This is a genomic window from Caldibacillus sp. 210928-DFI.2.18 (genome assembly GCF_020554505.1).
Taxonomy (GTDB): domain Bacteria; phylum Bacillota; class Bacilli; order Bacillales; family Caldibacillaceae; genus Caldifermentibacillus; species Caldifermentibacillus hisashii.
In genome coordinates this window covers 1-19,141 of record NZ_JAJCHL010000067.1, presented here as the reverse complement: position 1 = coordinate 19,141, position 19,141 = coordinate 1, and the positions used below count along the sequence as shown (strand labels likewise).

The following is a 19,141-nucleotide window of genomic DNA, read 5'->3' as shown; positions in this document are numbered from 1 at the left end:
GGTTCAACTAACCATCAGCGGGAAGAAAACCCCGCTGATGGAAGTTTCACTTTATATAAAGAAATGATAAAGTAAAAGGAGTAAATAAACTTTTCATGCGAAATTGATCAAAAGATGGAACTAGTTTTTTAACGGTTCAGTAAACTGAATTTTTTAAAGGTGATTATAATGATTGATAACAAAAGGGAAGTCATTCGTCTTCTGGAAACGATTGCGATTTACATGGAATTAAAAGGAGAAAACCCGTTTAAAATCCAGGCATTTCGTCGGGCTGCGACAACGCTGGAACAAGATGAACGAACGTTGTCTGAAATTGATCAGTTTACCGCTCTTCCCGGCATCGGAAAAGGGACAGCCGCTGTTATTAAAGAATTTCTTGAAACCGGTCAGTCGGACATGTTAAAACAACTGCAGGCGGAAGTCCCAAAAGGCTTAATCCCGCTTTTGCAAATTCCCGGACTCGGGGGGAAGACGATCGCAAAATTATATAATCTACTCGGTGTGGAAAATATAGATGACTTAAAACGGGTGTGTAGAGAGGGAAAAGTGCGTGCATTAAAAGGCTTCGGCGTTAAAACAGAAGAAAAAATTTTAAAAAGTATTGAACAAATGGAAGGATTGCCGCGACGTTTCCCGCTTGCCTCTGTCTTACCGATTGTCGTTTGGATTGAAGAGCAGCTGTCGGAAATGGATGCGGTGAAAAACTACTCTCGTGCCGGCAGCGTGAGAAGAGTAAAGGAAACAGTCAAAGATTTGGATTTTATTATTGCAACGACTGAACCGGAACGAATGAAAGAGCAACTTTTAAATATGGCAAATATTAAAGAAGTGACCAATCAAGGAGATACAAAAATCTCTTGTGTATTTTCTTTTGATTTTGATATATCGGCGGATTTCCGTTTAGTAAAGCCGGATGAATTTGCAACGACCTTGCATCATTTTACCGGTTCAAAAGAACATAATATTCGTATGCGGCAAATTGCCAAAGAATGCGGTGAAAAGATAAGTGAATACGGTGTGGAACAAATAGAAACCGGAAAAGTATTAACTTTTGAAACAGAGACTGACTTTTATCACCATTTTAACTTACCAATTATCAGTCCGGAATTGCGGGATGACGGGACGGAAATCGACCGGATTGATTTGTTGGATGAATTGGTCAAACTGGCAGATATTCGCGGTGATCTCCACATGCATACGACATGGAGCGATGGCGCTCATTCGATTGAAGAAATGATTGACGCATGCCGAAAACGGGGATATGAATATATGGCCATTATAGATCACTCCCAATCTTTAAAGGTAGCCAACGGTTTATCACCGGATCAATTACGAAAACAAATGGATATCATCCGTCAGTTGAATGAAAAATATTCTGATATCATGATTTTAGCCGGAATAGAGATGGATATTTTGCCGGATGCGACATTTGATTACGAGGATGAATTGCTGGCTGAAGCCGATCTTGTTATCGCCTCTATTCATTCTGCATTTGGACAAAGTGAAGAGTTAATCATGAAAAGACTCACGGCAGCATGCAAAAGCCCGCATATCGATATTATTGCCCATCCGACCGGAAGAAAAATAGGGATCCGGGAAGGCTATAAGGTTAACATTGACAGACTGATTGAGTTGGCAAAAGCAACAAATACCATTTTAGAATTAAACGCCAGTCCAAGACGTTTGGATTTACGAAAAGATCATCTGATAAAAGCACAACAAGCCGGTGTAAGTCTAATCATAAATACGGATAGCCATCACCGTGATACATTAGCTAATATGGAAATCGGTGTTCAATATGCAAGAAGTGCTTGGATAAAGAAGGATATGATTGTTAATACAAAAACAGCAGGGGATTTATTATCATTATTAAAGAAAACTCGGGCGTCCGAGCCTTTAGGCGAGAGCAGAGCCGCAAGAGCACTTATGCGTTAGGAAAGTAGAAATTGAAAAATTTATACTTTCCTGGCTGAAAAAGCGGAACTAGAGACCTCTCATTACACTAGAACGAAAGGAGAATTTCTCCGTGAACAACAAAGCGATTGAAACACTGGAATTTCATAAAATTCGGAACCAATTAATGGGTTATGCATCCTCAAGCTTAGGAAAAGAAATGGTTGAGCAACTAACTCCCTCTACTGATTATCAAGAAGTAATCAAAAGACAGGAAGAGACCGATGAAGCAGCAACCGTTATTCGTGTAAAGGGGCATGTTCCTTTAGGCGGTATATTTAATATTTTACCGGCAATCAAACGAGCAGAAATTGGCGGAATGCTTCATGTTGATGAATTTGTTCAAATTGCAAGCACGATTCGAGCAAGTCGACAGTTGAAAAATTTCCTTGAGGATGTTACAGATGAAGAAGATTTACCAATTTTAAAACAATATTATGAAAATATGAATCCTCCTGCCGATTTGGAACGTAGAATTAATGCGGCAATTAATGAAAATGGTGAGGTGATCGATAGTGCCAGTGAAAAATTACGTTCCCTTCGAACACAAATTCGCAGTTTTGAAGGGAGAGTTCGGGAAAAGTTAGAAGGGATTATTCGCTCATCCAGCGCTCAAAAAATGTTGTCCGATGCAATCATCACCATCCGCAATGATCGATTTGTTATTCCCGTCAAGCAGGAATATCGCACACATTTTGGCGGAATGGTGCACGATCAATCCGCTTCCGGACAAACATTATTTATTGAACCGCAATCGGTAATACAATTAAATAATGAACTGCATCAAGCAAGAATGAAAGAGCAGATTGAAATTGAACGGATCCTTATGGAATTGTCAAAAGAAACAGCAGTGTACAGTGAAGAACTAAAAATACTCGTCGGTCAAATACGTGAACTCGATTTTATGTTTGCCAAAGCAAAATACGGGGCAGATATGAAAGCGACAAAGCCGATGATGAATAACCGAGGAGTCGTCCGTTTATTTAAAGCTCGTCATCCGTTCATTCCAAAAAATGAAGTCGTCGCCAATGATATTGAATTAGGCACCGATTTTACCACGATTGTCATTACCGGTCCAAATACAGGCGGGAAGACAGTCACATTAAAGACGGTCGGCCTTCTTACATTAATGGCTCAAGCCGGTTTACAAATTCCTGCTCAAGACGGTTCCGAAGTGGCTGTGTTTGGCTCGATATTTGCTGATATTGGGGATGAACAATCGATCGAACAAAGTTTAAGTACATTTTCATCCCATATGGTCAATATTGTAGAAATATTAAAAGAAGTCGATACAGAAAGTCTGGTTTTGTTCGATGAATTAGGAGCCGGGACAGACCCGCAGGAAGGTGCCGCGCTTGCAATGGCGATTTTGGATGAAGTGCATAACCGGGGGGCCCGGGTAATTGCAACGACCCATTATCCTGAGTTGAAAGCCTATAGTTATAACCGGGAAGGAGTAACAAATGCCAGTGTCGAATTTGACGTAGAAACTTTGAGTCCGACATATCGCCTTTTAATCGGGGTACCGGGAAGAAGTAATGCTTTTGAAATATCAAAACGATTGGGATTATCTGAACGAATAATTGAGCGCGCAAAAGCTCAGATTCATTCAGAAACAAATAAAGTTGATAAGATGATTGCTTCCCTTGAAGAAAAGACACGCCTTGCCGAGACTGAGGAAGAAGCAGCCCGAGAACATTTAAAGTTAGCTGAAAAACTTCATCATGATTTGCAACAAGCGATGACAGAGTTTAATGAGAAGAAAGATGAATTATATGAGAAGGCAAGGCGGGAAGCGAAAACCATTATAAAACAAGCAGAACATGAAGCGGATGAGATTATTAAACAATTAAGGCAAATGCAATTGCAAAAATCGGTTGAAATTAAAGAACATGAACTGATTGATGCAAAAAAACGGCTTGAGGAGGCGATTCCTGCTTCAAAACAGAAGTTCGTCACAACAAAGAAACCCGTTCATTCTTTTCATCCCGGTGATGAAGTAAAAGTCATTAGTTTTGACCAAAAAGGGTATATAATTGAAAAAGTCGGAGATCATGAATGGCTAGTCCAAGTTGGTATTTTAAAAATGAAAGTCGATGAAAGCGACATGGAACGGGTAGCTAGCCAACCAAAGGCAGAACCGAGACCGATTACAACCATTAAAGGAAAAGAGTATCATGTTGGCCTTGAATTAGATTTGCGGGGAGAACGTTACGAGGACGCCTTAGTAAAGGTTGAAAAATACATTGATGATGCACTTCTCGCCGGTTACCCACGTGTTTCGATAATCCACGGCAAAGGAACCGGCGCGCTAAGAACAGGCGTACACAACTATTTGAAAAAACACCGGCAAGTAAAATCATTTCATTTTGGCAGTACTAACGAAGGAGGAACAGGGGTTACGATCGTTGAGTTTAAATAACTGGCAAGAACGGGCGTCTTTCCTAGGGGTACATTGTAACAACAAACATATATAAATGAGGGATATTATGATGAAAGATTTTTGGGAGAGCAGTATGGTTATCCATTCAGCAAATTTCAGTGTTGCTATTTTATGTACGTTTGTCTTTTTAGCCATTTTTGAGCTGGTCACTAAGTATAATAACTGGGAAGAAATTAAGAATGGCAATATGGCGGTTGCAATGGCCACAGGAGGAAAAATTTTCGGTATCCTAAATATTTTCCGTTTCTCTATTACGCATAATGACACATTATTTGTGATGGTTGGTTGGGGGGGTTTCGGCTTTCTCCTCCTCCTGACTGCCTATTACATTTTTGAATTTTTAACACCAACATTTAATGTCGATGAACAAATTGCAAATGATAACAGAGCCGTTGGATTTATTTCCATGGTCATATCTGTCGGTTTATCTTATGTAATCGGTGCCGGAATCATCTAAGGTAAGGGGAGAAATGGCTTTGGAGAATCTTGGAAAAATCTTGCTCGTTTGTTGTGGAATTTTTCTGCTTTTTGGTATTCTATATTTTTTGTTCTACTCTTAACGGAGAGTTAAGTCCTACTTCAAGATTGGAGTCGTCGCGGAAGATAGGTGGAGGGATTCGCCGCTCGTGCCCGATTACCTGACAATCAGTGGAGATTATTCTGTCCTTGCAAAATATCATATTTTAAGAGAAACAATGAAAGCTGCTTTGGAGACTAAGTGTATAGTTTTTTCCAAAGCAGTTTTTTCTGTACTTTTGCAAGGATATGATAATGTTCAGTAGCTCACAATAGATTTTTTATTTTAGAAAAATTTGAACTTGTAAACGTTTTTAAAATTAGATATTATTATTAATAGGGAGCAATAATATCATTTACATTTTGTTTTTAAACACAGGGGGGAGAATATGGAGAATAAACCGTGGTTGAAACATTATCCGCCACAAATTCCGCACACACTTACCTATGAGGAGACTTCTTTGCAGCAATTATTGAAAAACACAGCAGAAAAGTATCCGAACAAAATAGCGATTCATTTCAATGGTAAGGAATTATCTTACCAGGAGTTATATGATTCAGCGTTAAAATTTGCCGGATACTTGCAGAAAATTGGTATTCAAAAGGGGGATCGGGTGGCGATTATGCTGCCAAACACTCCACAATCCGTCATTAGTTTTTATGGGGTTATGATGGCAGGAGGGATTGTTGTTCAAACAAATCCAATGTACACTGAAAGAGAACTGGCCTTTCAAATGAAAGACTCGGGTGCCAAGGCAATCGTCGCATTGGATATTCTATTTCCACGTATTAAGAAGATTCAAGGAGAAACAGAGCTGGAGCATATTATTATAACGGCTATTAAAGACTACTTACCATTTCCGAAAAATCTTGTATATCCGTTTATTCAAAAGAAACAATACGGTTTTTCTGTGAAGGTTGAACATAAGGGGAATGATCATTTATTTACGGAAATAATGAAGCATCCGGCACTTCAAGAACCGATTATGAACATTAATTTTGAAGAAGACTTGGCAATTTTGCAATATACCGGCGGAACAACAGGATTTCCAAAAGGTGTTATGTTAACCCATAAAAACTTGATCGCAAATACAAAAATGTGTCAAGCATGGTTGTATAAATGCAGGGAAGGAGAAGAAATTGTTCTCGGTGCATTGCCGTTTTTCCATGTATACGGGATGACGACTGTCATGATTTTATCTGTTTTACAGGCTTCAAAAATGGTGTTAATTCCGAAGCCGGATCCGGAAGTATTATTAAAAACGATTCAAAGCCAGCGCCCGACGATGTTCCCGGGAGCACCAACAATGTATATCGGAATGTTGAACCATCCTGAATTATCAAAATATGATTTATCTTCAATTGATAGCTGTATAAGCGGCTCGGCTCCGTTACCTGTCGAAGTTCAGGAGCAATTTGAAAGATTAACCGGGGGAAAATTAGTAGAGGGTTATGGACTTACTGAATCATCACCGGTTACTCATGCAAATTTATTATGGGATGGCGAACGTGTAAAGGGCAGTATCGGATTACCATGGCCGGATACATTGGCGGAAATTCGGTCTGTGGAAACAGGAGAACCGCTGCCTGTAGGAGAAATTGGCGAACTGGTTGTCAAAGGACCTCAAGTGATGAAAGGCTATTGGAATCGGCCGGAAGAAACACAAGAGGTTTTAAAAGACGGATGGCTACATACCGGAGACATGGGTTATATGGATGAAGAAGGATATTTTTATATTGTTGATCGCAAAAAGGATATGATTATTGCGAGCGGCTATAATATTTATCCGAGAGAAATTGAGGAAGTATTATATGAACATCCGGCTGTTAAAGAAGTTGTCGTTGCCGGTGTACCTGATCCTTATCGCGGTGAAACGGTCAAAGCATATATTGTATTAAAAGAAGGTGCCACTGTCACCGAAGACGAATTAAACAAATTCGCACGGAAAAATTTGGCCGCTTATAAAGTTCCAAGAAAGTATGAATTTCGGGATGAACTGCCTAAAACAACAGTCGGAAAAATTTTACGTCGCCAGTTAGTGGAAGAAGAAAAAAGAAAGTTAAATGAACTTAATGAGAAGAAAGCATAACGAAATAAATATTAAATCATGGTATACAATTGACAAATGATAAATTAACTTTTATTATTGAGATATGAATGATTATTCATTCATATCTCTTTCTCTACAACAAAGAACGACAGAAGTAAAATTTGAAGGTGAACGAATTTGAAAAGTCAAAAACCAAAGTACATGCAAATTATTGATGCCGCAGTTATTACGATTGCCGAAAACGGTTATCACCAATCACAAGTTTCAAAAATTGCAAAACAGGCAGGAGTTGCTGATGGAACCATTTATCTCTATTTTAAGAATAAGGAAGATATATTAATTTCCTTATTTCGGGAAAAAATGGGTCATTTCATTACGGATTTAGAGGAAGTAACGAGAAGTAAAAACACGGCTTCAGAGAAACTGTTACTTTTAATTGAAAATCATTTCCGCAGATTATCTGAAGATTATCATCTTGCTATTGTTACTCAGCTTGAATTACGTCAGACAAACAAAGATTTACGCCTGCAAATTAATAGCATATTAAAAGGCTATTTAAAACTTGTCGATAAGATATTAGTAGAAGGGATAGAAAAAGGTGAGTTTGATAAAGATTTAGATATCCGACTTGCCAGACAAATGATTTTCGGTACAATTGATGAAACGGTAACGACATGGATCATGAATGACCATAAATATGATTTGGTCGGTCTGGCACCGAAAGTCCATCAGTTGCTGATAAACGGCTGCGGTAACAAAAACTAAGGGGAATATTTATTTTATGCTTCGTACCCGGTCACTTGCCGTAAAGCTTAATCAAAAATTTTTAAGTGTAAAACAATTCTTAACGGTGAGGAGTAATTAGTCTCGGGTACGAACATTTAAATAAATAGAATAAGAAAATTTAGTTTCACTTTAAGGGGGATGGAAATGGCTTTTTTACACGCACAAATAGAAGGAAAAATAGCAGTTATTACGATAAATCGTCCACCGGCAAACGCACTTTCTCAAGAACTTTTGCTGGAATTGGATGAGATGTTGACAGAGTTTTCTACAAATGATGATGTGCGGGTGATCGTCATTCGAGGAGAAGGGAAATTCTTCTGTGCGGGTGCAGATATACGGGAATTTACAACAATTGGGTCACAAGAAAAGGCCTATGAATTGGCAAGAAACGGTCAACAATTAATGGATAAAATTGAGCAATATCCAAAACCGATTATTGCCTCCATTCACGGTGCTGCCTTAGGCGGAGGTCTTGAATTGGCAATGGGCTGCCATATCCGTCTTGTAAGTGAAAATGCGAAACTGGGACTTCCTGAGTTGTCACTCGGTATTATTCCCGGATTTGCCGGAACACAGCGCTTACCGAAATATGTAGGTGAACAAAAAGCATTGGAAATGATGATTACAAGTGAACCGATTAGCGGCACAGAAGCCTGTCAGTATGGTTTGGCATTACGGGCATTTCCGGAAGAAAAACTATTTGAAGAAACAATGAAACTGGCGGAAAAGTTTGCCAGCAAAAGTCCTGCTTCAGTTAAAGCCGTTATTAATCTATTAAAATATACAAAAACAGAACAATTTGCTGAAGGAATTGAGCAAGAAGCAAAATGGTTCAGCGAAGTATTCCGAACAGAAGATGCAAAAGAAGGAATTCAAGCTTTTATTGAGAAGAGAAAACCGAATTTTGTAGGTAAATAATTTTATCGTTACCGCTTAACCCATTTTCCAAAAAGGTTAATATAGCTGATATTCTATTTGGCACAACTCTTTCAATAACACCTTATTAGGTGCTAATCATTTTATTAACATCAAAATCTATTAAACAATCTTAGGAGGGAGCAATGAATGAATATTTTTGTATTATTGAAAAGAACTTTTGATACGGAAGAAAAAATAACGATTGCGAATGGCTCAATCAATGAAGATGGTGCAGAATTCATCATCAATCCATATGACGAATATGCCGTAGAAGAGGCCATTCAAGTCCGTGATGAGCATGGCGGTGAAGTAACGGTTGTAACAGTTGGCGGTGAAGATGCCGAAAAACAATTACGTACTGCATTGGCTATGGGGGCAGATAAAGCAGTTTTAATTAATGTGGAAGATGACTTGGAAGTTTGCGACCAATATACAACAGCAAAAATAATTGCTGAGTATTTAAAAGATAAGGAACCGGATTTAGTTATTGCTGGAAATGTTGCCATTGATAACGGAACCGGTCAAGTTGGACCACGGGTTGCTGATTTGTTAGGTATTCCATATATCACAACGATAACGGATTTAAAAATTGACGGCAATCATGTAAGCGTTGTCCGTGATGTTGAAGGAGACGAAGAAAAGATTGAAGCCACACTTCCATTATTAGTTACAGCACAACAAGGATTGAATGAACCAAGATATCCGTCCTTACCGGGGATTATGAAAGCGAAAAAGAAACCGTTGGAAGAACTGGAACTGGATGATTTAGATATTGATGAAGAGGATGTCGAAGCAAAAACGAAAACAATTGAAGTTTATCTGCCACCAAAGCGGGAAGCCGGGAAAATTTTGGAAGGCGAATTAAAGGATCAAGTACAAGAATTAGTATCCTTGCTTCATAAAGAAGCCAAAGTCGTTTAATGATAGGAAATTTATTTGATTTTCGGAGCGATGATATCAGGAAAATTCAACCTGTTCATGGTTATTTCAACAAGGAGGGTAAATAATGGGAAGAAAAGTGTTAGTTTTAGCTGAAGTGAAAGACGGAAACTTAAGAAATGTTTCTTATGAAGCAATTGCCGCTGCGAAAACCGTTTCTGAAGGCGGCGAAGTAGTAGGTGTACTGCTTGGTGAATCTGTTCGGAATTTAGCAGAAGGGCTAATTCACTATGGTGCTGATCGGGTTGTTGTTGTAGAAAATGATAAGTTAAGCAATTACAGTTCAGACGGTTTTTCACAAGCATTTATTGCAGTTGTGAACGAGGAAGATCCGGAAGCAATTATTTTTGGTCATACCTCACTTGGGAAAGACTTATCACCAAAGGTTGCCAGTAAGCTGGATGCCGGTTTAATTTCTGATGTAATCGATGTCGAAGTTGCCGGAGATAATGTTGTTTTTACTCGTCCAATTTACTCAGGGAAAGCATTTGAAAAGAAAATCGTAACAGATGGGATTATTTTTGCAACGGTAAGACCAAATAATATTGCGCCCCTTGATAAAGACGAATCCCGGAGCGGTGACGTAAGTACTCTTGAAGTAGAAATAAAAGATTTACGTACGATCATTAAAGAAGTAGTCAGAAAAGCAAGTGAAGGTGTCGATTTATCAGAAGCAAAAGTCGTTGTTGCCGGTGGGCGCGGCGTAAAGAGTGCAGACGGGTTTAAACCGTTGCAAGAACTTGCGGATGTATTAGGCGGTGCTGTCGGAGCATCCCGGGGTGCATGTGATGCCGGTTTCTGTGACTATTCATTGCAAATCGGTCAAACAGGGAAAGTTGTTACCCCTGACCTTTACATTGCTTGCGGCATTTCCGGTGCCATCCAACATTTAGCCGGTATGTCTAATTCAAAAGTTATTGTTGCGATTAATAAAGATCCGGAAGCCAATATCTTCAAAGTGGCAGATTACGGAATCGTCGGTGACCTGTTCGAAGTGGTACCGCTTTTAACAGAAGAATTTAAGAAATTAAAAGTCAATGCATAAAATATATGCAAAGTCCGGCACTCAACCAATAATGGTGCGAGAACCGGACTTTTATTTTGAATAGCAGTGGGGGTTCTTCATGCCCAAAAAAGATAGTTAGTTGAACCAATCGGACGCATGCGGGCAACTTACCTTCATTCTAAACTCAGAATCTTGAGGTGGGGGTGTTACTGCCCGTTTAAAATACCACAATCCTGTAATTAGAGTCATAGTGTTGGTTATTTTTTCACGTTTAGGGTAAAATGGTTTATGAGCCAAATGTTTCACAAAACATTACTTACAGTGATATACTACTGTCGATAGCGATAAATCGTATAGGAGGGGTTTAACCTATGGCAATTGTAAAAGCAACGGATCAAAACTTTGCTGAAGAAACAAGCAAAGGTCTGGTTGTCGCAGATTTCTGGGCAACTTGGTGCGGACCTTGTAAAATGATAGCACCGGTTCTTGAAGAAATTGACTCAGAAATGGGCGATCAAGTGAAAATCGTTAAACTTGATGTTGATGAAAATCAAGAAACTGCTGCTAAATACGGGGTTATGAGTATCCCAACATTAATTTTCTTCAAAGATGGAGAAATTGTTGATAAAGTGATCGGCTACCGTCCGAAAGAAGCATTGGAAGAAGTAATCAACAATCATCTGTAATTTTTATTAGCCAAGAATATTAAATGAAGGCAGTCCTAATATGGGCTGTTTTTTTTAGCTACGAGAAAAGGATACTTTTTCAATTTTAAATTTCTATCACATAAGTGCACAAAGAATGCTTCACAGCACTTAGAGTATAGGCTACGCAGTTGAAAAATCATTGGCTTTTTCAACAATTATACGACTTCCGAAAATCTCTTTATTTTTTCGGTCGACTTTTCAAAAATAAACCCACTCATTATGGAGTGAAAAATATGGAATCAAAGAAGATTATTCAAGAAAAACTAGCTTTGTTACCCAACCAGCCCGGCTGCTACTTAATGAAAGACAGGCAGGGTACAATCATCTATGTCGGTAAGGCAAAAATATTGAAAAATCGTGTTCGCTCATACTTTACCGGTTCACACGACGGCAAAACACAGGCACTGGTAAACGAAATTGAGGACTTCGAATATATTATCACTTCATCCAATATTGAAGCATTGATTTTGGAAATGAATCTAATAAAAAAACATAATCCAAAATATAACGTCATGCTGAAGGACGATAAAAGTTACCCGTTCATTAAACTGACAGCAGAACGCCACCCTCGCTTAATAATCACTCGGAAGGTGAAAAAAGATAAAGGGAAATACTTTGGACCATATCCGAATGTCTTTGCGGCCAAGGAAACAAAAAAATTGTTGGATCGGTTGTATCCTTTGCGGAAATGCTCAACCTTACCGAACCGCGTATGCCTTTACTATCACATCGGCCAATGTCTGGCTCCTTGTGTAAATAATATAAGTGAAGAAACATACAAAGAAATGACCGATGAAATCACCAAATTTTTAAACGGAGGCTACACGGAAGTAAAGAAACAATTAACGGAAAAAATGATGGAAGCTTCGGAGGCTCTTGATTTTGAACGAGCCAAAGAGTATCGCGACAAAATTAGTGCCATAGAAACAACAATGGAAAAACAAAAAATGACCATGCAGGATTTTGTTGACCGTGATGTATTCGGGTATGCGGTGGATAAAGGGTGGATGTGTGTCCAAGTGTTCTTCATTCGTCAAGGAAAATTAATTGAACGGGATGTGTCCATGTTTCCGTTTTACGATGACCCGGAGGAAGAAATGCTTACTTTTCTTGGCCAATTTTATGAAAAACCAAACCACTTTAAGCCGAAAGAAATTTTACTGTCAAAAGAAGTTGACGGTGAGTTGGCAAAAGAATTATTGGGCGTAAAAATCATTCAGCCGGCACGTGGTCAGAAAAAAGAGCTTGTTCAGTTAGCAACAAAAAATGCGACAGCTGCTTTGAAAGAAAAATTTTATCTTATTGAACGAGATGAAGAAAGAACGATTAAGGCCATTGAAAAATTAGGACAAGAAATGGGAATTTATCCTCCATACCGAATTGAAGCCTTTGACAACTCAAATATTCAAGGGACAAATCCCGTATCGGCCATGGTAGTTTTTATAAATGGAAAACCGGATAAAAAACAATACCGGAAATATAAAATAAAAACCGTAGAAGGTCCGGATGATTATGAATCGATGCGGGAAGTTGTTCGCAGGCGATATTCACGTGTGTTGAAAGAAAATTTACCACTTCCGGACCTGATTTTAATTGATGGCGGAAAGGGTCAAATTGAGGCTGCAAAAGACATACTACAAAATGAATTGAATTTGGAAATACCTGTAGCCGGTCTTGTAAAAGATGACAAGCATCAAACATCCAATCTTTTATTTGGGGATCCTTTAGAAGTGGTTCCTCTTACTCGGAATAGTCAGGAATTTTATTTACTGCAACGAATTCAAGATGAAGTTCACCGCTTTGCAATCACGTTTCATCGACAACTTCGGGGAAAAACATTGTTTCACTCCATTTTAGACGACATTCCAGGTGTTGGGGAGAAACGGAAAAGGCAACTAATTAAACATTTCGGTTCTGTTAGGAAAATGAAAGAAGCTGCTTTAGAAGATTTTCGGGCCATTGGAATCCCGGTGCATGTAGCTGAAACAATTATGGAAACATTAAAGAAAGAGGAAGAGGACGCTAAGGAATAAAGGCTTATAACAAATAAAATTTAAGAGGCGAGATTAGTAACAGGTTTATGGGACAAGTCAAGCGGAAAAATCAGCAGAACTGTCCCATAGGCTTGTCCAAATCGAGTCCTATGGGACAAAAGGGTTGAAAAAATTTAAAGGGCTTTCGTGTCCGCTTAAGGTAGTTTTTTTACGGATCCTAATAACATAAGTGAAAAATAAAGTTCCGAGTCCGTTAAAGGCAAATATTTTAACAGCCCCTAAAAATGCTAAAGCATCGGATCCCATTTAACGGTAAAAACGACCGTCCCGTCCCGTTTTTTTGAATGCTCATAGCTTTCCGCATAAACTTTTTTCATTTGTTGAATTTGTTCAGCTAAAAACCCTGCTTCTAATTGGAAGGTTGGGTTTGTTTTCGTCAATAGCCGATTTCTGATTAATTCACTTGATAACGTGAATTCCATTTCATCTTTCTTTTCATCGGTTACTGTTAATGTTCCCCAACCTGCATTGATAAAGAATTCAATAATTTCATTTATGGAAAAAAGAGGATATTTTCTAGCTAAACGTTTTCCGGCCCAATACAAAATATTTGGTGCCTCATTCCCTAATAATTCTTCCAACAATTCTTCTCGAATCAACTCATATCCGAAAGCAGGTACGGATAATTCACTAATATTTATTTCTTTTGTACTTTTTTTGCTCAATCAAGAATCCCCCTTTTCTTTAAATCTATTATATACAAAATCGCAATGATTTATTTAACTTTTTTTGTTGGATAAAAATTATTTTAATATATTAATTGAAATAAGTGGTAGAAATGGAAAATATTTATAAATCACTATTCCGAAGATTTAAACATTAATAAAAACACTTTAGAAATATTATTTATCTGTATCCGTTTTCTTGACGCTCCCTAAAAAAAAGTTTACAATGAACATGTCATATATTTGCCATAGTTTTCTAAATTCATAGTGAAGGATAATCTTAAGGGGGGTACATGTAAAGATGGCTGGTAACCGAGAGTTTTTCCACCGGAGATTACACTCATTGTTAGGGGTTATACCGGTTGGCCTGTTTTTAATCATGCATTTAATGCTTAACTACAATGCTACGAAGGGACCGGAGGCATTCAACAAAGCTGCCGGGTTCATGGAAAATCTTCCATTCTTACTATTTCTTGAATTTGCTTTCATTTATATTCCTATTGTATTTCATGCAATTTACGGGGTTTATATTGCATTTACGGCAAAACCTAATGTAGGCAGATTCGGAAAATTCCGGAACTGGATGTTTGTGTTGCAAAGATTCACAGGCATTTTTTTAATTATCTTTATTGCATGGCATGTGTGGGAGACACGGTTGGCAAAAGCATTTTTTGGAACTGAAGTTAATTTCGACATGATGGCAAATATAGTTGATAATCCGCTAATGCTAATTTTCTATATTATAGGGATAGTTTCGGCTACTTTCCATTTAGCAAACGGATTGTGGTCATTCTGTGTGAGTTGGGGGATTACGGTTTCGCCACGGTCACAACAAATTAATACATATGTAACCATGGCAATCTTCCTGGCATTATCTTATGTAGGTATTCGAGCTATACTTGCATTCGTATAATATCAAGAACCATTTTCAAAATACATTATTGATTTGGGCTATTTTATCTTAATCTTTTTTACGATAAATTTTTACCATGAATTGAAGGAGTGAGCCACAAAATGAGTAAAGGAAAAATCATTGTTGTCGGCGGCGGTTTAGCCGGTCTGATGGCAACTGTTAAAATAGCTGAAGCAGGAGTTCCTGTTGAATTGTTTTCACTTGTTCCGGTTAAACGTTCTCACTCTGTATGTGCACAAGGCGGGATTAATGGTGCGGTTAATACAAAGGGTGAAGGGGACTCACCTTGGCAACATTTTGATGATACGGTTTACGGCGGCGACTTTTTAGCAAATCAACCGCCTGTTAAAGCAATGTGTGAGGCGGCACCAGGAATTATTCACTTATTTGACCGAATGGGTGTAATGTTTAATCGTACATCTGAAGGACTTCTTGACTTTAGACGATTTGGCGGAACACTTTACCATCGTACTGCATTTGCCGGGGCAACTACCGGTCAACAGCTTTTATATGCATTAGATGAACAAGTTCGTCGCCATGAAGTAGCCGGACTCGTAACGAAACATGAGTATTGGGAATTTTTAGGAGTCGTTTTGGATGACGACCAAGTTTGCCGCGGGGTTGTTGCCCAAGATTTACGAACAATGGAAATCAAAACGTTTGCGGCTGATGCAGTTATTATGGCGACTGGCGGACTTGGTATGATTTTTGGGAAGTCAACGAACTCAATTATTAATACAGGATCTGCCCATGCTATTCTTTACCAACAAGGTGTCTATTATGCAAACGGAGAATTCATTCAAATTCACCCGACCGCCATTCCGGGGGATGATAAACTTCGATTGATGAGTGAATCTGCACGCGGTGAAGGTGGAAGAATTTGGACCTATAAGGATGGAAAACCTTGGTATTTCTTGGAAGAAAAATATCCATTATATGGAAACCTAGTACCTCGTGACATAGCAACTCGTGAAATTTTCCACGTTTGCGTTGACATGAAACTAGGAATTAACGGAGAAAACATGGTTTATCTTGATTTGTCCCATAAAGATCCACATGAGCTGGATGTAAAACTGGGCGGTATCATTGAGATTTACGAAAAATTCACCGGTGATGATCCACATAAAGTTCCGATGAAAATCTTCCCGGCTGTCCATTATTCCATGGGTGGTGTATGGGTTGATTATGATCAAATGACAAATATTAAAGGTTTATTTGCGGCAGGTGAGTGTGATTATTCACAACACGGTGCTAACCGTTTAGGTGCGAACTCATTATTATCTGCTATTTATGGTGGAATGGTAGCCGGACCAAATGCAGTTAAATATATTGAAGGTCTTGAAAAAAGTTCTGACTCTATTCCTTCCAGTCTTTATGAACGCTATCAGAAACAAGAAGAGCAAAAATGGGCTGATATCATGAATTTAGATGGTACGGAAAATGCTTATGTGCTTCATAGAGAACTTGGCGAGTGGATGACCGATAATGTAACAGTTGTCCGCTATAATGATCGTCTATTAAAAACAGATGAAAAAATTCAAGAATTGCTGGAGCGCTATAAAAATATCAATATTAATGATACGTCAAAATGGAGTAACCAAGGGGCATCATTTACGAGACAATTATATAATATGTTACAACTTGCACGTGTGATTACTCTCGGTGCTTATAATCGTAATGAATCTCGCGGTGCCCATTATAAACCGGAATTCCCTGAACGGAATGATGAAGAATGGTTAAAAACAACCATGGCAAAATTTGTCGGGCCGGATCAAGCACCTGAATTCTTTTATGAAGATGTCGATGTTTCGTTAATTTCGCCGCGTAAACGTGATTATACGAAAAAACATTAATTAAAGGGGAGGAATTTTTCAATGGCTGAACAACAAAAAACAGTGACTTTTATAATCCAAAGACAAGATACACCGGATTCTGCCCCTTATGAGGAGACATTTGAAATTCCATATCGCCCGAATATGAATGTAATCGCCGCATTGATGGAAATTCAACGGAATCCTGTTACAAAAGATGGGAAAAAAACAACACCGGTTACATGGGAAATGAATTGCTTGGAAGAAGTTTGCGGAGCTTGTTCAATGGTGATCAACGGGAAACCAAGACAATCTTGTTCGGCAATGGTTGATCAGTTGGAAGAGCCCATTCGTCTTGAACCGATGCGTACATTCCCGGTCATCCGTGACTTAATGGTTGACAGAAGCCGGATGTTTGATGCGTTGAAAAAAGTGAAAGCTTGGATTCCAATCGACGGTACATATGATTTGGGACCGGGACCGAGAATGCCTGAAACGAAACGTCAATGGGCATATGAACTGTCGAAATGTATGACATGTGGAGTTTGTTTGGAAGCATGTCCAAATGTAAATGACAAATCAAACTTTATGGGGCCTGCCCCATTATCACAAGTTCGCTTATTTAATGCGCATCCAACCGGTGCAATGAATAAAGCAGAACGTCTTGCTGCAATTATGGGTGATGGTGGCCTTGCCAACTGCGGTAACTCGCAAAACTGTGTTCAAGCCTGCCCGAAAGGAATTCCGTTGACAACATCAATTGCTGCATTGAACAGAGAAGCGACTGTACAGATGTTCCGGAATTTCTTTGGCAGTGATTATTCATATTGAAAATTTGCTGTTCATATATTAGATATAATTACAGATTTTATTTTCCAAACGAGAAAGACCACTCTTTTAAGGGTGGGATGAAAGTGAGTGCGGTACTTCAAGTATGCGAAGATCTACGTAGGTTTATCACATAAATAAACCATGATTTGATCGTGCCTATTATTGGAATAAATATGGTTGGTTGACTATAAACAAGTCAACCTTTTTTTAAAAACAGAAAACGAATGATTGTTCATTCATTTTGTACTTGTGGAGGTTTACCGTATGAAAAAAATAAATTATATTGAGGACTTTCAAACTTGGCAAAGCAATTTTGAATTTTTTATACCTATTAAAGTTCGCTTTAGTGAGACCGATATGTTCGGCCATTTAAACAATACCGTCCCGTTTATTTATTTTGAACAGGTTCGAATCGAATTACTAAAATCGCTTAGTTTCATGGAAGAATGGAACCAAATCGACAGTCATGTTATCCCGGTCGTGGCAGATTTACAGTGTGATTATATCCAACAAGTATTTTTTGATGAAGAAATTAAGGTGTATATTAAAATTCATAAAATCGGACAAAGTTCCGTTGATCTGCATTATATGGGAAAAAAATTAAATGATTCAATCTGTTTCACGGGAAGAGGAACCTTGGTTAAATTAAATAAATTAACCGGAAAAGGTGAAAAATGGACCGAACACGAAATGAATACTCTGGAAAGACAAATGAAAAACGTTGCTAGAATATGACTTGACCTTTAAGTAACAAATTTGACCGCCTATTTCTCAATTGTTCATGAGAAAGGTGTCACTCCAATCCTTGCCTGCACATATGATATGGTGACGATTCATACCCATCCCCGCGTTTTCTAGCTGGCGAAGGCAAGGAGGGTTCATGTATTTGAAGGAAAATGATTTCACTCATAAGCCGTTATTGACAAAACGAGAAAGGGAAGTTTTCGAGCTGTTGGTCCAAGACAAAACAACAAAGGAAATTGCCCAAGAATTATTTATTAGTGAAAAGACAGTTCGAAACCATATTTCAAATGCCATGCAAAAGCTTGGAGTAAAGGGGCGTTCGCAAGCTGTCGTCGAACTTCTCCGGATGGGGGAGTTAAAGCTCTAAACAATACCGGCTATCCATAATGGTGGCCGGTTTAAACTTTTTTTCTACGCTCATATCAACTGGAAGCAATTCCCCGAAAATTTCAACTCAAAAAGAAACCTCCGTTTAAAGGCTTTTGGTGTACTTTAATTACATTTACATTGCATAAGGAATAGCTTACGTTTGCAAAATACATCAATCATTCCCATACATAAGGAAAGACTGTTAAAAAGAGGTTCTATCTTGAAAAATGGTTGAATTTTTTCAATAAAAGTTAGAAAATAAACTATAGTTCTTTTAGATGTATTTTAAAAAAGTCAAGTGAAACTGTAGGGGTTTTCCACATCCCTACTGATGATTAGTTGAACCTATCTCTTTGTAAACTTGAAAATCTTGAGGTGGGTTCATCAAAAATCGGCAAGGATACCCCAACTTCAATCGTGTGTAGGGCGACAGCC

The 19,141-nt window shown here is 38.4% G+C and carries 16 protein-coding genes; 15 read left to right on the top strand and 1 reads right to left on the bottom strand.

The features are described from left to right. Positions 1-168 precede the first annotated feature (168 nt). The 10 genes from polX (at position 169) to uvrC (ending at position 13,352) form a co-directional block, all read left to right on the top strand. Positions 169-1,935, top strand: a complete 1,767-nt coding sequence (gene polX / locus LIZ98_RS12955) for a DNA polymerase/3'-5' exonuclease PolX (RefSeq protein WP_227139852.1) — start codon at positions 169-171, stop codon at positions 1,933-1,935. 91 nt (positions 1,936-2,026) lie between these two features. Continuing rightward, entirely contained in the window at positions 2,027-4,375 is a 2,349-nt protein-coding gene (locus LIZ98_RS12950) for an endonuclease MutS2 (RefSeq protein ID WP_227139853.1), read from the top strand. Positions 4,376-4,445: 70 nt separating this feature from the next. Beyond that, entirely contained in the window at positions 4,446-4,853 is a 408-nt protein-coding gene (locus tag LIZ98_RS12945) for a DUF350 domain-containing protein (protein WP_227139854.1), read from the top strand. A 448-nt stretch (positions 4,854-5,301) separates the two neighbouring features. Then, complete coding sequence (locus LIZ98_RS12940) at positions 5,302-7,002, top strand: long-chain-fatty-acid--CoA ligase (RefSeq protein ID WP_227139855.1); 1,701 nt, start codon at positions 5,302-5,304, stop codon at positions 7,000-7,002. 138 nt (positions 7,003-7,140) lie between these two features. After that, a complete protein-coding gene (locus LIZ98_RS12935; protein ID WP_227139856.1) occupies positions 7,141-7,728 on the top strand; it encodes a fatty acid metabolism transcriptional regulator FadR in 588 nt (195 codons plus the stop codon). A gap of 165 nt (positions 7,729-7,893) precedes the next feature. Beyond that, positions 7,894-8,667: an enoyl-CoA hydratase gene (locus LIZ98_RS12930; RefSeq protein ID WP_041844819.1), complete on the top strand. Its 774-nt coding sequence runs from the start codon at positions 7,894-7,896 to the stop codon at positions 8,665-8,667. Positions 8,668-8,814: 147 nt separating this feature from the next. After that, positions 8,815-9,588, top strand: coding sequence for an electron transfer flavoprotein subunit beta/FixA family protein (locus LIZ98_RS12925; RefSeq protein ID WP_034771599.1), 774 nt, complete (start codon positions 8,815-8,817; stop codon positions 9,586-9,588). Positions 9,589-9,673: 85 nt separating this feature from the next. After that, positions 9,674-10,651 (top strand): electron transfer flavoprotein subunit alpha/FixB family protein, encoded by a 978-nt coding sequence (locus LIZ98_RS12920; protein ID WP_041844820.1) that lies wholly within the window; start codon positions 9,674-9,676, stop codon positions 10,649-10,651. Positions 10,652-10,983: 332 nt separating this feature from the next. Continuing rightward, positions 10,984-11,298 (top strand): thioredoxin, encoded by a 315-nt coding sequence (trxA, locus tag LIZ98_RS12915; RefSeq protein ID WP_034771595.1) that lies wholly within the window; start codon positions 10,984-10,986, stop codon positions 11,296-11,298. A gap of 254 nt (positions 11,299-11,552) precedes the next feature. Then, positions 11,553-13,352, top strand: coding sequence for an excinuclease ABC subunit UvrC (gene uvrC / locus LIZ98_RS12910; RefSeq protein WP_227139857.1), 1,800 nt, complete (start codon positions 11,553-11,555; stop codon positions 13,350-13,352). 248 nt (positions 13,353-13,600) lie between these two features. On the opposite strand, the gene LIZ98_RS12905 is transcribed toward uvrC, so the two are convergent. After that, positions 13,601-14,038: a YslB family protein gene (locus LIZ98_RS12905; RefSeq protein WP_034771591.1), complete on the bottom strand. Its 438-nt coding sequence runs from the start codon at positions 14,036-14,038 to the stop codon at positions 13,601-13,603. Between the two features lie 301 nt (positions 14,039-14,339). Here LIZ98_RS12905 and LIZ98_RS12900 point away from each other — a divergent pair, with 301 nt between their 5' ends. From LIZ98_RS12900 to LIZ98_RS12880, 5 genes are all read left to right on the top strand, one after another. Further along, a complete protein-coding gene (locus tag LIZ98_RS12900) occupies positions 14,340-14,951 on the top strand; it encodes a succinate dehydrogenase cytochrome b558 subunit (RefSeq protein WP_041844822.1) in 612 nt (203 codons plus the stop codon). A gap of 101 nt (positions 14,952-15,052) precedes the next feature. Beyond that, positions 15,053-16,804 carry a succinate dehydrogenase flavoprotein subunit gene (gene sdhA, locus LIZ98_RS12895; RefSeq protein ID WP_041844823.1) on the top strand — a complete coding sequence of 584 codons (1,752 nt, stop codon included), beginning with the start codon at positions 15,053-15,055 and terminating at the stop codon, positions 16,802-16,804. Between the two features lie 21 nt (positions 16,805-16,825). Further along, entirely contained in the window at positions 16,826-17,593 is a 768-nt protein-coding gene (sdhB, locus tag LIZ98_RS12890) for a succinate dehydrogenase iron-sulfur subunit (RefSeq protein ID WP_041903864.1), read from the top strand. Between the two features lie 264 nt (positions 17,594-17,857). After that, a complete protein-coding gene (locus LIZ98_RS12885) occupies positions 17,858-18,328 on the top strand; it encodes an acyl-CoA thioesterase (protein WP_227139858.1) in 471 nt (156 codons plus the stop codon). Positions 18,329-18,479: 151 nt separating this feature from the next. Then, positions 18,480-18,704, top strand: coding sequence for a helix-turn-helix domain-containing protein (locus tag LIZ98_RS12880; protein ID WP_033828593.1), 225 nt, complete (start codon positions 18,480-18,482; stop codon positions 18,702-18,704). The last annotated feature ends 437 nt before the right edge of the window (positions 18,705-19,141 follow it).